Source organism: Methanosarcina subterranea, from assembly GCF_055385895.1.
This window is the reverse complement of record NZ_AP042426.1, coordinates 2,350,588-2,365,696: the sequence shown is the minus strand read 5'-3', so window position 1 is coordinate 2,365,696 and position 15,109 is coordinate 2,350,588. Positions and strand designations below refer to the sequence as shown.

At 44.8% G+C, this 15,109-nt stretch carries 14 protein-coding genes and 1 pseudogene; 14 read left to right on the top strand and 1 reads right to left on the bottom strand.

The genetic code is table 11. The annotated features are described in order from the left end of the window. Positions 1-364: 364 nt before the first annotated feature. On the bottom strand, positions 365-1,186 hold the full coding sequence (locus tag ACZ5A8_RS10390; protein WP_464533789.1) for an alpha/beta fold hydrolase: 822 nt from the start codon (positions 1,184-1,186) through the stop codon (positions 365-367). 514 nt (positions 1,187-1,700) lie between these two features. Between ACZ5A8_RS10390 and ACZ5A8_RS10385 the strand changes: the two genes are divergently transcribed. The 14 genes and pseudogenes from ACZ5A8_RS10385 (at position 1,701) to ACZ5A8_RS10320 (ending at position 15,094) form a co-directional block, all read left to right on the top strand. Further along, a complete protein-coding gene (locus tag ACZ5A8_RS10385) occupies positions 1,701-2,861 on the top strand; it encodes an iron-containing alcohol dehydrogenase (protein ID WP_464533787.1) in 1,161 nt (386 codons plus the stop codon). A gap of 228 nt (positions 2,862-3,089) precedes the next feature. Then, a complete protein-coding gene (locus ACZ5A8_RS10380; protein ID WP_464533786.1) occupies positions 3,090-3,614 on the top strand; it encodes an LURP-one-related/scramblase family protein in 525 nt (174 codons plus the stop codon). Positions 3,615-3,788: 174 nt separating this feature from the next. Further along, positions 3,789-4,889: an AI-2E family transporter gene (locus ACZ5A8_RS10375; protein WP_464533784.1), complete on the top strand. Its 1,101-nt coding sequence runs from the start codon at positions 3,789-3,791 to the stop codon at positions 4,887-4,889. Positions 4,890-5,412: 523 nt separating this feature from the next. Continuing rightward, positions 5,413-5,967: an LURP-one-related/scramblase family protein gene (locus ACZ5A8_RS10370; protein WP_464533783.1), complete on the top strand. Its 555-nt coding sequence runs from the start codon at positions 5,413-5,415 to the stop codon at positions 5,965-5,967. A gap of 475 nt (positions 5,968-6,442) precedes the next feature. Beyond that, on the top strand, positions 6,443-6,655 hold the full coding sequence (locus tag ACZ5A8_RS10365; RefSeq protein WP_464533781.1) for a hypothetical protein: 213 nt from the start codon (positions 6,443-6,445) through the stop codon (positions 6,653-6,655). A gap of 6 nt (positions 6,656-6,661) precedes the next feature. Further along, positions 6,662-6,901: a hypothetical protein gene (locus ACZ5A8_RS10360; RefSeq protein WP_464533780.1), complete on the top strand. Its 240-nt coding sequence runs from the start codon at positions 6,662-6,664 to the stop codon at positions 6,899-6,901. Positions 6,902-7,099: 198 nt separating this feature from the next. After that, on the top strand, positions 7,100-8,146 hold the full coding sequence (locus ACZ5A8_RS10355; protein ID WP_464534095.1) for an AI-2E family transporter: 1,047 nt from the start codon (positions 7,100-7,102) through the stop codon (positions 8,144-8,146). 421 nt (positions 8,147-8,567) lie between these two features. Continuing rightward, positions 8,568-9,077, top strand: coding sequence for a DUF1269 domain-containing protein (locus ACZ5A8_RS10350; protein WP_464533778.1), 510 nt, complete (start codon positions 8,568-8,570; stop codon positions 9,075-9,077). Positions 9,078-9,923: 846 nt separating this feature from the next. After that, entirely contained in the window at positions 9,924-11,936 is a 2,013-nt protein-coding gene (locus ACZ5A8_RS10345; protein ID WP_464533777.1) for an S-layer protein domain-containing protein, read from the top strand. Between the two features lie 397 nt (positions 11,937-12,333). After that, positions 12,334-12,435, top strand: a pseudogene (locus ACZ5A8_RS10340) (mechanosensitive ion channel domain-containing protein); the annotation flags it as partial. 41 nt (positions 12,436-12,476) lie between these two features. Next, positions 12,477-12,863: a hypothetical protein gene (locus ACZ5A8_RS10335; protein WP_464533775.1), complete on the top strand. Its 387-nt coding sequence runs from the start codon at positions 12,477-12,479 to the stop codon at positions 12,861-12,863. 214 nt (positions 12,864-13,077) lie between these two features. Beyond that, positions 13,078-13,272: a hypothetical protein gene (locus tag ACZ5A8_RS10330; RefSeq protein WP_464533774.1), complete on the top strand. Its 195-nt coding sequence runs from the start codon at positions 13,078-13,080 to the stop codon at positions 13,270-13,272. 181 nt (positions 13,273-13,453) lie between these two features. Further along, positions 13,454-13,594: a hypothetical protein gene (locus tag ACZ5A8_RS10325; RefSeq protein WP_464533772.1), complete on the top strand. Its 141-nt coding sequence runs from the start codon at positions 13,454-13,456 to the stop codon at positions 13,592-13,594. Between the two features lie 24 nt (positions 13,595-13,618). Further along, a complete protein-coding gene (locus tag ACZ5A8_RS10320) occupies positions 13,619-15,094 on the top strand; it encodes a DUF1254 domain-containing protein (protein WP_464533770.1) in 1,476 nt (491 codons plus the stop codon). Positions 15,095-15,109: the final 15 nt, after the last annotated feature.

Below are 15,109 nucleotides of genomic sequence, written 5' to 3'. Positions count from 1 at the left end.
GGGTTGATTTATTAAATAGCTGTACGTTCGGAAAAAAACTATTATATCCGCAACTATTGGCTCATTTTGACATACTTGCGAATTCTATATTCATCTTCGTATAAATTTAATTTATGAGATCTATACAGTGAGGAAAAAGCCACAAATTATGATCTGGCGATAGAAATCCTGAGATTTTCATTCACCACATCAACTCAATTGCAGGTTGCAAATGTACTCCAAGTGCGTTTTCATGATACATTATGGCTAGCAGTGATATAACGATGAAGTTACCTTTGCAACTTGTGCAGGTCATTTTTCGAGAAATTTTGCCTCCTTTTTGAGAGAGATCCAGGTCGAAGCTGACCCGTTGCTTAATAATCGCTCACTCCTTGATGAAAGCGAGCAGGTCCTCATTGACCTGGTCCTTGAGAGTCGAGGACAAGCCGTGCGGTGCACCTGGATATATTTTGAGCGTGGAGCCTTTAATCATCTTGGACGAAGCCATGGACGAAGCGCCGATCGGCACAATCTGGTCGTCGTCGCCGTGGATGATGAGCGTCGGAATGTCGAACTTCTTGAGATCTTCAGTGAAATCGGTCTCTGAGAAGGCCTTGATACAGTCGATGACGCCTTTGAAACCGGCCCGCATCCCCTGGAGCCAGAACGAGTCCCTCAGGCCTTGTGATACCCTCGCACCCGGCCTGTTGGCACCGTAGAACTGCGTGGGAAGGTCCTTGAAGAATTGCGAGCGGTCGGCGAGGACATTGGCACGGATACCATCGAAGACCTCGATCGGCAAGCCGCCGGGGTTGGTAGCTGTTTTAAGCATCAGCGGCGGCACCGCGCCGATCAGCACGGCTTTGGCTATACGTTTCGTGCCGTGACGGCCGATATAGCGGGCAACTTCGCCACCTCCGGTGGAGTGACCGATAAGGATCACATTCTTCAGATCGAGCTTTTCGATCAGCGTTGCAAGGTCGTCGGCATAAGTATCCATGTCGTTGCCATTCCAGGGCTGGCTCGATCGCCCATGCCCGCGGCGGTCGTGGGCTATGCAGCGGTATCCTTGGGAAGCCAGAAAAACCATCTGGTCTTCCCATGCGTCCGCACTCAAAGGCCATCCATGGCTGAAGATTATTGGCTGTCCGTTCCCCCAGTCCTTATAATAGATTTTCGTGTTGTCTTTGGTCGTAATCGTAGTCATGTGATGTACTCCTTTTTCCGATTATCAATAGTGCACTCTTTTCCATCCGATTTGTTTATTTCTTATACAAATGCTCTGGCTGCTGGTTCGAGAAGTCGATTGTTTGATTCATGGATAAGTCCTCCCAGATAGTAATCTAACAATCTGACAACCCGGACCACTGACAATCCAGACAGTTTCTATCCGGTTATTGTATTAGCTTATTGCTTAGAATTTTGCCGTGGCATTTGCAGCATCCGTTATCAGCCTGGAGACAATACATAGATTATTGAGAAATATATAAATCAAGTAGAATAAAATTTCCTTATTACTAGTAATATTAGGAAGTGTAAATCGTATAAATTAAAAAAGTGTTTGCCCTTCTACTCCCATAATTTTTACGAGCTGATTTCAGAAATTCTGTTCCGGAGCAAAACTTTAATAGCTGTCGGGAGAATCTTTTCATTCATATTTTGCATTTTTAATAAAAATGTTAGGGAGATCAAAAAGGATTTTTCAAGGGGAGTTGAAAAGCATGACAGAAAACAGGACATATACATATCTGAACCCGAAAGTGGCCCTTATGGGAGCTGGCTGCGTAAAAGAAATCGGCAGGCACGCAAAAGATTTTGGGGCTACAAAAGCCCTGATAGTTTCTGGCAAAAGCAGGCATGGGGAAGAGCTTGCACGAGACATCTATTATATCCTTGAAGATGCAGGTCTGGAAGCGACAGTCTTTGCAGGAGCAGACCCGAACCCGACTGATACTTCAGTTATGGAAGGAGCAGACATTTACAGAAAAGAAGACTGTAATATGATAATCGCTGTCGGAGGAGGGAGTCCTATGGATTGTGCAAAGGCAGTTGGCATTGTAGTATATAATGGTGGAATGATTAATGATTACGAAGGCGTGGGGAAAGTTACGAAAGGGATTCCTCCGCTCATTACGGTAAACACGACTGCGGGTACTGCAAGTGAGATGACGAGTTTTACAATTATTACGGACACAGACAGACACATCAAAATGGCAATTGTTGACCCGCGAATTACACCCGATGTAGCAGTTAACGACCCTGAACTGATGGTTAGTATGCCACCAGCGCTGACAGCTTCAACAGGGATGGACGCTCTGACCCATGCGGTTGAAGCTTATGTTTCTACGATGGCTACCCCTACAACCGATGCGGCTGCTATCAAGGCAATCGAGCTTATCTCAAAATACTTACCGGAAGCCGTCGCCCATGGGGAGGATATAAGAACAAGGGACATGATGGCACACGCCGAATATCTTGCAGGCATTGCTTTCAACAACGCAAGCCTCGGTTACGTGCACTCTATGGCTCACCAGCTCGGAGGCTTTTATAACCTTCCGCATGGAGTCTGCAACGCAATCCTCCTGCCATATGTGGAGATGTACAACAAGCAGGTCTGCCCCGAGCGTTTTTCTGATATCGCAAAGGCAATGGGGGAAAAAGTCGAGGGATTGAGCCAGGATAAAGCCGCAGATAAAGCAATAGATGCCATCAAAAAGCTTGCATCAGACATTGGAATCCCCTCTGGCTTAAAAGAGCTGGGGGCAAGGGAAGAAGACCTTGAACTTCTGGCTGAAAATGCCATGCAGGACATTTGCCGCCTGACTAATCCCAGAGAGCTTTCAAAAGAGGATATCGTTGAGATTTACAGGAAAGCTATGTGAAAAATATCTGAAAAGAGCAACTGAAATCGAAAACTCAAATTGCTGATAGTGGATATCATTGACATCAAACATTAATATAAGGCCAGTCTTTCAGCGGCCGGGTTCATGATTTGTTTCCCCTTGATGAAAGGTGAACCATTATTAACTTTCCAGATTCTATGATAGGATTAATAAGCCATTTCTTCAAGGCAGGTATCAAGAATGCATAAACATAGGGAGTGATTTTTGATGAGATTATTTGGAGGCCGTGGAGGCCATGAGGAGGAGAAAGGACACGTCTATAAAATGCATGAAAAACTCGTTTCCATCGGAGACGATTACTGGATAGAAGACGAAACCGGAGAACGAGCATTCCATGTTGATGGAAAGGCGCTCCGCATTCGCAACACTCTCATTTTCAAAGATCTGCGTGGAAATGACCTTTATAAAATTCAGGAAAAATTACTCAGGATCAGGGATACAATGGACATCAAAAAAGCAGATGATGGTCTGGCTGCAACAGTTAAAAAAGATCTCATTAATATTTTGCGGGATAAATGGAAAGTTGAAATTCCAGACGGGCCTGATATGGAAATCCGCGGCAATATTCTGGATCACGAGTATGAGATTGAGTCTGAAGGGAGGAAAATTGCAGACATCTCAAAAAAGTGGTTCCGAATAAGAGATACCTATGGAGTGGAGATTGAGCTCGGACAGGACAATGCGCTTATCCTGGCAATTGCGGCTGCGCTTGATCAGATGGCACACGATTGAGTTAGTTCACCTTAGAAGAACATCCCAGCAAAACACGAACTAAACTGGCTAAGACAGCCTGGAAAGAGACTGTACAAATATTGGCGAATGGGCCGGGTGGCGAGTGTTAAGAGAAGCTTTATTCCCACACGAGTACTAGTAAACGGATCATAAAAAAATGATTAGGAAAGTACTATGAATACAAATAGTCATTCGACACCAGCCAGAATTCTGCTCTACGGTACCGCTGCGGTTATTCTAACTATCGGTATGCAGCAGATAGCAACTATACTCGTGCCCGTTTTTTTCTCGAGTTTCGCCTTTCTAATTTTTTCCCCTCTCGTCCACTGGCTCCAGAAGAAAGGGGTTCCTAGCACTGTTAGCGTCGGTCTGGCTATCCTTTTTTTCATTGTTGTTGCCATGGGCACCGGGTTTCTGGTTATAGGATCTTTACTTCAGCTCAGCAGCCGCATCCCAAACTATGAAACCCAGTTAATGGAAACTCTGGAAAACCTTTCAATATATTTACCATCCGTCGGATTCTCTGTAGAATCAATCCTGCGTGATGTGGGGGCATTTGCTTTCAGTCTTACGGCGGGAATTCTTACCGGAGTTTTAGATGCCGGGACAACAACCGGGCTTATCATTGTCACGACAACTTTTTTGCTACTGGATGCTGCCGGAGCCCCGAAAAAGGTGCAGAAGGAAGCTGAAAAACAGTCTCTCCTGCTATCGCAGACCACCGAATTTGGCAGAAGCCTTGTGAACTACATTGTCATACGGACTGAAACCAATCTGATAGGAGGTATCGGGACTGCTGTACTTCTCCTTATCGGGGGCATTGATTTTGCAATTCTCTGGGGTTTCCTGACATTCCTTCTCGGTTATATTCCCTACCTGGGTTTTATTCTGGCTGCTCTTCCCCCCATGCTCCTTGCACTTTTTAAATATGGAGTTATAGGAGCACTGGCTGTCCTTGTCGGCATCTCGCTCGTCAACGCTCTTGTAGAAAATGTCCTTTTTCCCTCCCTTGCAGGAAAAGGCCTTAAATTATCTCCATCCATCGTGTTTCTGTCTCTATTTTACTGGTCGTATGTGCTGGGGACCGCAGGAGCGCTGATTGCCGTACCACTTACAATGGTTGTTAAGATAATCCTGGAAAGTTTCGAAGAAACGCGCTGGCTGGCGAAACTGATGGAATCAAGTGGGAGTGAGGATAAGGGTGAAAAAAAGAGCGGGAGAAAACGCACTTTGAAAACCCCGGAAGATACTCCAGCAGGACCGGTATACAAATAAGTTGATTATCCAACACCCCGTTCACAGCCGGTTTTGTCTTAAAAAACGACATGAATATAATATAACTTAACGAGTCTATCCCAAAACTCAAAATTTGCTTTTTTGGATTTCTTATTTGAAGTGACCAATCGAGCTTCGGATTACGAAAGTCCCCTAAATAATCAGAGAATTGAGATTAAAATCGGGTTTTGGGATGAGCTCAACATAAAGTCCATTCAGTCTTTACTAATTCGGATGAGGGAATTTCTCAGAACAGTTCAGGGTAGTCTCTACTATCGATATCCGGAACCATATACCATATCGAACTCAAACCGGATTACTTACGAAGTCACATGGTAAAGTAAGGAAGTATAGATAGTGAGGAACCCTTTAGCACATTAGGAAAGCCCTTGGTACAGTGAGGAGCCATGACTACCTAATGAGTGCTGGATGATATAGGATTCTCCACCATTCCCTTTTACGGTGGGCTTTTTGAGATATTGAAAGCCCCGAACTGCAAAATAAACAAAAGGAGTGATTAAAGATGGGAAGGTTAAGGGATAGACTCGGGGATCGTGAAAGCATGAGCGCTCCCAGTAGCCACAAAGCAGGAGATGAACAACGCTACAAAATGTATGAGAGACTCATTTCCATAGGCGATGACTACTGGATCGAAAATGAAGCTGGAGAGCGGGCGTTCTTTATTGACGGAAAGGTGCTCCGCGTTCGCGAAACCCTGATCATTAAGGATGCGCATGGAAACGATCTGTATAAAATCAGGGAAAAGATGCTCAGGGTTCGAGATACGATGGACATCGAGGATACGGAGAGCAAAACAGCTGCAACGATCAAAAAAGCCCTCATTACACCTCTCCGCGACCGATTTAAAGTTGAAGTCGCAAATGGGCCTGAAATGGATGTGCAGGGCAATATCATGCGTCACGAATACAGTATTGAAGCTGGAGGGGGAAAAGTTGCAGAGGTCTCGAAAAAATGGTTCCGAATAAGGGATACATATGGAGTGGAAATTTCTCCTGGACAGAATGCCGCCCTGATCCTGGCAATTACGGTAGCACTCGACCAGATGGCACATGATTGATAAGATATGAGAATAAGATCCGGGATTCAAGAACGGTTAAATCGGTTCCGCTCTTGAATTTTCCAAAACAGTCGGTACCTCTGCGGTTCATTCTCAATGGCCTCATTACTTGTATTCAGCCTTACGGTGAGTGCCCTTAATGAAACTCATAAATGCAGCTACCGTTTGGGAACGGAAGACGGAAGGTGCTCTGGAGTTATCAGGTCTGAAAAAGAAGTGATAAAGTCATTCTTTTATTTCTGGCAGTTTAATCTTAATTTTAATTTTATATATGATTATTTATATATGTTTTCAGGTCTGTACATCTCTATAGCAGTAATGATATTATTGTTTTTAACTGCAAAGCTTCTGATAAATAGAAGCAAGGATCTCGAAGATGTACGGAGGCTGTGACCTTTCATATGAGCATTTAACTCATTTGAGGCGCAGTGCAACAGGAATGAGCAACATAGCAGAATTGTCAATGGGGAATAAGTTGGATAAAATAACTTTTGGACCGATGCGGCTCTTAGTCATCGTGTTCGATAATCCTGATTTCCACGGTCAAATCCGGCGTGAAATTGAATCACTCATGGAAAAAAGAATAATCAGGCTCATTGACTTGCTGTTCGTATGGAAAGACGAAGACGGGAACATCAAGTCTATGGAAGCTGCACAACTGGACGAAGAGGAAAAAATGCGTTTTTGAGCCTTTATGGGAGGACTCATCGGGTATGGAGCCGGCGGCGAAGAAGGGGCTAGGGAAGGTACGGGGGCAGGAATTCTGGAAGCAGCCCGGGAAAAATACGGAATCACTGAGGAAGATATTCTGGAGATAATCGAAGCCATCCCTGAAGGTACTGCTGCTCTTCTTATTATCGAACATCTCTGGGCAAAGGGCCTGAAACAGGCGATCCGGGATGCAGGTGGAGTACTTGTGTATGCTCACACCTGAATTGCTTATTTCAGTTGGAGAAGAACTGACAGAGGCGTTTAAATTTGCAGAGAAGAAAAGACCTGGATACAGGGCAGAATTTGCAGTCTGAATGGCTGCCCACTCGAATTCCTGTTTAAAAAAGATTTAGCACCAAAGCTTTGCTCCAAATTATTATAGAAGAAAGTTAGCAGCAAGAGAAAGAATGGGGATGTAAACATAAATGGAAATATTAGTTCAACACCAGCCAGAATTCTAATTTACAGCACTGCTGCAGTTATCCTTACCCTGGGCATGAAGGCGATTTCTGATATACTGTTACCAATTTTTTTTGCTCTTTTTGCCTTTCTAATTTTTACCCCTCTGGTTCACTGGCTCATGAGGAAAAAGGTTCCGGGAACGGTTAGTGTTATTCTCGTAATCCTTTTTTTCATTTTTGTTTTTGTTGGAACCGCAATTCTGTTTGCAAACTCTTTACTCCAGATCAGCGGCAGGATCCCAAGCTATGAAAACCAGTTGCAGAGTATTCTGAATAGTGTTTCAACATATTTGCCTGAAGCTGGAGTGTCCCTGGAATCGATCCTGAGAGACGTTGCAGCATTTGCTTTCAGTGTGTCCGGAGATATTATTTCAGGAGCCTTAAACGCCGGATCAACAATTGCGCTAATTGTTATAACAACAACTTTTTTACTTCTGGACTCTGCAGGTGCGCCACAAAAGGTCCAGAAAGAAGTTGAAGACCAGCCAGTTCATCTTTCGCGGTTTAAGGAATTAAGCAGCACCGTCATAAATTACATGCTCCTGAGGACTGCGACCAATCTGGTGGGGGGTATTGGAGTTGCCATACTTCTCTTTATTGGAGGTATAGATTTTGCTATTCTATGGGGCCTCCTGTTCTTCATTTTCGGTTATATCCCTTATCTTGGCTTTTATCTGGCAGCTATCCCACCTATGCTTCTTGCCCTGTTCGAATACGGGCTTATCGGGGCAGTGGGTGTCCTTGTAGCCATCACTGTGGTCAATGCGCTCGTAGAAAATGTCATCTTTCCATCTCTTGCAGGAAAAGGCCTTAAATTATCTCCGGCGATTGTATTTCTTTCTTTATTTTACTGGTCTTACGTGCTTGGGACTGCAGGTGCGCTGATTGCCGTACCCCTTACAATAGTTGTAAAAATAATTCTGGAAAGTTCAGAGGACACGCGCTTGATGGCCAAACTGATGGAGTCAAGTGGGGACAGAGCGCAGGAGGAGGAAAACACAGGCTAAAATGCACTTTAAAATGATCCTACATTGCGTCCGAAATAACCGGATTCTGGGAAGCATACCCGGTAAAAATACCTTGGCATGTATAAAATAATATACATAAAAATAGTTGTATATTACAGCATTGTTAAGCCGAGCCTGCATGCCTGGGCTTTCAGACTCTATAATGGGTGAAAGGGAAATAGTTAAAATTAGCCAAATCAAAAGATTGCACACTGTTCTTCAGCTCGTCAGATACCCGGCAATACCTGTCCATTACATCTGACCTGGCGAGAAACATCTTGTGAGAGATCCTTATATCATCCAAGAGAAAAAGTTCCTAAAAACGTTCCTATCCGTTCTAAATTAGTTGTCAGGCTGTTACAGGCTGGTATGAAAAACAACCAGTAGATTGAACCTGTGAGCAGAGGAGGAAATTCTAGGGATGGCAACATTAACCGTGTTGAAATTTGAAACTGCAGACGGTGCGGAAAAAGCACTTGAAGTGGTAAAGGATTTGAGCAAGCAGCATTTGATAACTCTTCACGACGCAGCCATAGTCAAATGGCCTGAAGGGAAGAAGAAACCAAAAACGGAACAGCTAACCAGTTTAACCGGTGCAGGTGCACTCAGCGGTGCTTTCTGGGGAATGCTATTTGGGCTGATCTTTTTTGTTCCTATACTGGGTCTTGCAGTAGGGGCTACTATGGGCGCACTAACCGGTTCCATGACCGATGTTGGAATTAATGATGATTTTATCCGGTCTGTCCGCAGTAAAGTAACTGAAGGCACGTCAGCCCTCTTCTTAATGACCAGCGACGCAGTAAAGGATAAGGTAAAGGAAGCTTTCAAAGATATGAACTTTGAACTTATCGCTTCCAACCTGTCCAGGGAAGAAGAGGACAAACTGCGTGCTGCCTTTGCCGAAGAAGAAGAAGAAGCACCTGCATACTGACTTTAAACGGAAAACGCCCCTGCAGGAATGCAAATATTTCCGTAAATTGGTTGCAAGGCGAGAACAACGATTCTTGAATAAAATAAAGTGTGGGGAGTGAAAATCAGTCCCTCCCCCAATTCTTATTTTTTACTTTTCTTAAAGGTTCAGTGCTCGATTTTAGATCTCAGTTTAACTGTGCAAGTTATTTCTTTATTTCAGCCCTGTCATTAAGTCCTATTTCCTCAGTCCCGGTACAAAATAACTATTAGCCCGGATTGGTGCAAAGCTCATCCACATCCAGGCTCCATCGTTTTCAATTTCTGTTCTTACTTGATATTTGCCGTTGCCTACGATATTTCCTTTTCCAGAAATGCCACAAAATTCACAATCCTGGTTAGGCAGAAGACATCAATGAAATCTAGTACTGCAATTCTGAAGTATGTTCGCAAAGATCGACGGTTGAATCTATCCCCGATCACGAATTTCCCAAGAAATAGGGAATTTATTTTGGAATCGATGCACTAGTTTTGCTTCTCTTTCCCCATTAAGATATTATATTATACTCATTATATTATACCTAAAATATACTATCGCAGGGATATAAAGGGACACCGGTTTTCCATAAAGCCAAAAAAAGGTATAGTTTTAATATTTTGCGTTTGCGGTTTTAATCACTGTATTTTCAGGCTGCATGGACAATAATACCCCTGTAATCCAATTTAGAGGGATAAGGAAGGGAAATCCTCGTAGGGAATAGACGAAATGGATGAATCTGATTTAGTGGTGAATTTCGAAATCCTTCAGGTATTCTATCCCGATACTTCCTACACACGACTTATCTTAACAAATAGGGGGGAACAACAAATGAAGAGATTTGTAGCGGTATTTCTGGCTGTTTTCATGCTTTTCACGGCATTTGCACCCACTGCAAACGCACAGGATGTGATTGAGGTCCGCAGTACAGTATTCAACGGCACTGATATCGACGACATTATTGATACATATGGCAATGGTACTATCCTTCCAATAGATGCTTCTCGATTTCCAATATTCTACTATGACATCGACGACAACGTATCAACCGAGATTGTTTTAATTACCGATGTTCCAGGTACTGAAAACAATGTTATCGGAGAGGGTGGTCTCGTTTACATAACCACAATTATGCCGATCGGATACGAATACGAAAATCCGGCTGCTGGCTGGGATAATTACAGCATGATCGGTTTTGGCGCACGGAAGACCGTCCCGCTCAAACCTGACAAAGCTGACAAACTTGCCATGCTCGCTCTTGACAGTGATGACAAGTACACCATCAGAACTGGTGAAATCCTTGATCTGGGTCAGGGATACACTCTCGAGGCAAAGCAGGTCGATGTTGACGGTGAGAAAGTCTGGCTCGAGTTCCAGAAAGATGGGGAATATGTGGACGATGAAATCATCTCGGTAGGTACAGAAGGCAACACTACCGGTAGCACCTGGGATGTAGAACTTGATGACATCGAGGACGAAGATGATGTCGTTGTCCTGAGAGTCCATGTAAACCAGGTCTTCCAGGGAGCAGTCGACAGCATTGCCCAGATCGAAGGTCTATGGCTCATTGACTACGCAAACGCAGTAACCATTGAATCTGACGACGAATTCGGGGAATTAGATGATGTTTCCATCCAGGGAGATGCCCTCGTGATCACAAATGAGGACTCCATTACCCTTACCAGGGATGGTACAGACAAAATTCTTAATAATGTGTCTTTCAAGACAGCGGACACCAGCTCCGATGTGCTCAGGTTCCATCTCATGGTGGAATTCAAAGAGCCAGGTGTCTATGGAGTGGGTGGAGCAGTCTCCTTCGGCACAGGTAACTTCACTTGGAACGCATCCAACTTCGCAGGCTTCTACTACGACCTCGATGACAATGTCGAAACAGAATCCCTTAGTGTCTCCAACATTAACGGAAACGTGATTCCCGAGGGTGACCTCGTTTACGAGACAAGAGTTGAGAACGTTGACTACGAGTACGAAAATGTGGATGCTGGCTGGGAACAGTACCCTATCATCGGATTCTTCGCACAGAAGTACATCCCAATTAAAGAGAATAGTGCTGACAAACTTGCCATGCTCATTCTTGATAGTGACGATAAGTACACTATCAGAACCGGTGAAACCCTTGATCTGGGTCAGGGATACACTCTCGAGGCAAAACAGGTCGATGTTGAAGGTGAAAAAGTCTGGCTCGAGTTCCAGAAGGACGGAGAATATGTGGACGATGAAATTATCTCAGTCGGTACAGAAGGCAACACTACAGGTAACACCTGGGAAGTCGAACTTGATGACATCGAGGACGAAGATGATGTCGTTGTCCTCAGAGTACACGTCAACCAGGTCTTCCAGGGTGCAGTAGACAGTATTGCCCAGATCGAAGGTCTCTGGCTCATAGATTATGCAAACGCAAGGACCATAGAGTCTGATGACGAATTTGGTAGTCTCGACGATGTTTCAATCCAGGGAGATACCCTCAGGATCAGCAATGAAGATACCTTCACCCTGACCATGGACTCCGAAGAGGAAATCGCTGAAGGCATGTTCTTCAAAATAGGTGACACCCCTGTTAGCGAGCTCAGGTATTACCCATTCGTTGTGAGGACTCTTGGTTTAGAAAACGAAACCTTGAGAACAACTCATGGAGAAGAAGGGAATGTTACCGAAACTCCAGAAGAGGACATAACTGAGACTCCTGATGAAACGACCGAGGAAGAAATTGCAAATGAGGGAACTCTAGCTAATGAGCCTGGAGAAGAAAATGCTCCTGGCTTCGGAGTTGTCTTCGGACTTGTAGGGCTCATTTCAGTCTTCTACCTCCTCAGGAGAAATAACTAAACTCTGAGTGAAGGGTTTCCTAACCCTTCTCTCAGTTCGATTTTAAAACCAATAGTTAAAACCAAAACGAGTACACGGATATTAAAACCGATTACAACTTTTTACGACTTGTTATTGACTTTTGGATAGGCTCTTAGTCAGAATGGTATTCTTCTACTTCTTTACTCAGTAAGTAACCTGGAATTGTCCTGATTACTACTACAACCCCAACAATCAAGAGTTCTTTTTCCGAGAAGTCTTATCGTTCTAAGTATATCGCCCGTTATTATCAATTACAGACTGAAAAGTATTTTATTTGTAAACTTTTTCCTTATATTCTCATATTTATAGAGTTTTTTTAATTGCTGACATTATTACCGGGATTGCAATTTCAATTGATCGCCCCTTCAGAGTCGGAGACCGGATATTTATAGAAAAGCTTGATACCTTGGGAGATGTGATAGAAATGAGCTGGCGGTCAACTCGCATTCTTACCACGGACAACCGTGAAGTAGCAATTCCCAACTCTGTTATCGGAAAGGAGCTCATACGAATTATTCCATGCCCGACAGGATATTTCGCGTCGAGACTTTTGTTGTTATATCCTATGGTTCGGATATCGAGAATGTACGAAATCTGATTATTGAGGCTCTGGGACACGAAAACAGGATTATGCACAATAAACCGATAGAGGCATACATGTCCAGGTTAACGGAATTAGGAGTGGAATTCATGGTCAGATGCTGGATAGAAAGTTTTGTGGAAAAGGAGGTTGCAGAGAACCGGCTCAACACAATAATTTACGAAGCCCTGAAAAATGCAAATATCGAAATGCCTCGTTATGATGTCATGATTCATTCTTCTTATCAGAAAAATAGATCGATGATTTCCAGACAGGATATGATCTCAGGAACTGAGGATTGCGTTTCAGTAACATTTGAACCATAATAAAAGCATACACAATTAATTTGCGGTATATGTATAATTTGATATAAATTAAAACGTAATTATATAACTGCAATTTAAGACTGCTAACTACAGAGGGGGTAGTTTTGCAGTAAAACAACAGATGAAAGGCCAATAATAACGAAATTCCTCTGATAAAAGATGGAATCTCATTTTCCGGCAATTTGGCTGCAGATAATCGCCCAAGCTTATCGAGATGATTTCAACCTGGTATCCAGAAGCCGGAAAATACAATGTGCTGCCCATAGATTCTCGAGGAACCCTGCGTTTTGTCGAGGAATGGCCTCCGATTTTTTCAGCTGATCGGACTAGCTCACCTGTTATCCCGGAACTCAGCCGATTCCCGCAAATGCAACCGTCAAGATTCTCAACCGCCCGCATAGCATCATAGCTGACGTTGAGATTCCTGCAGGAGGCACTGAAGGGGTCTTGCTCTTCCAGGGTGATGTTGAGGCTGGCTATATATTCTATGTAAAAGGCAGAAAGCTGCACTGGGCACATAATCACGTAACGGAGCGCCAGTTGTGCCTAAATACCAGCCGCCGTTTGAGTTCACCGGCAGGATATATAGTGTGACCGTAGATGTAAGCGGCCAGCTTATCGAGGATAAAGAAGCTGAAGTGCAAATGCTTTTGGCGCGCAGCAGTAAAAATAATGTCTCAATTAGCGGTCTTGAAAGAGATTGTGCCGGATCGCCTGTGAGACATGGCTAATAGGGGATAAAGGGGAAAAGAACAATGAAAACTAATAATACAAAAGCTGCAACACCGGGTTACAACAACAAGATTCCCGAGCAGATCATGACGCCCGATACAGTGGAAACGCAAATCGGCACGCTCAAGTTCTTCGACGGCTTTCCCACCAAGGAGACAGCCCGGAAAGTCTATGATAATCTTGATTTCCTCCGCGGCATTGAGGTGTTCCTCAATTTCATTCCGGCGACATCCATCGAAAGCATCCGTCGGGGCATGGTGGATATGGGTTCCACGACTGCGAATCAGGTTGTCATCCTCGACCATTTGTTGGACTCGGAACCGCTATTGCTAACAGGCAACACCGACACAGTGTACGCTTCAGTGATCCTCGATCTCGATAAAGAAGGCCCGATAATCGTGGAGATTCCACCAGGCTGTGGACCGGGCACCGTAAACGATGCCTTCTTCCGTTTCGTGATTGATATGGGAGCCCCCGGGCCCGATCAGGGTAAAGGTGGAAAATACCTGATCCTGCCTCCTGGCTATAAGGACAAAGAGCCGGAGGGCTATTTCTTAGCCCGTTCGCCATCCTATGTCAACTGGCTGATCCTGCGTGGATTTCTGGTGGACGGCAAACCCGATGCTGCCACAAAGAACTTCAAGGCTGGATTGAAAGTATATCCGCTATCCCAGGCGAAGAATCCGCCGGCCATGCAGTTCATCAGCGGCTCGAAAAAGGCCCATAACACCGTTTACGCGAACACCTTCACGTTCTACGAGGAACTTGCTCACGTACTGGCCAAGGAGCCCGTGGACTTCATTGATCCCGAACTGCGTGGCCTCGCCGCCAGTATCGGCATTCGCAAAGACAAGCACTTCGCACCCGATGCACGCATGAAGGCTATCCTGACCGACGCAGTCGCAGTAGGCAACGCTACCGCGCGAGCCATCGCCTTTGAAACCCGCGACATGGCTGCCTATTACTACAAGAACAGCGCGTGGAAGATGGTATTCGTCGGTGGGGATTACAAATGGTTGATTGAAGGTGGGCTGGGAGGTAGGGATCTGGATGCGCGAACACTCTATTTCTACTGCGCAACTGTGAACACGCCCGCGATGGCATCGAAGATGATCGGAGCGGGGTCGCAGTATGCCGGTACCGAACATGACAAAGACGGAAATTTTTTGGATGGGGCAAAGAACTATAAACTGAACATCCCGGCAAACGTTCCTGCCAAAGACTTTTGGTCCGTAGTTATCTACGACCCGCAAACGCGCTCTGAACTCCAGACCGGACAAACCTTCCCCAGCAAGAACAATAAGCGTGATCCACTCGTTATGAATCCCGACGGCTCGGTGGACCTCTACTTCGGCCCAAAAGCTCCTGCCGGGAAAGAGAATAATTGGATTCAAACTGTTTCGGGCAAAGGCTGGTTTACGATCCTGCGCCTCTACGGCCCGCTCGAACCGTGGTTTGACAAGACCTGGCGGCCGGGGGAGATCGAGCTGGTGAAGTAATGGCCGGGCTAACAG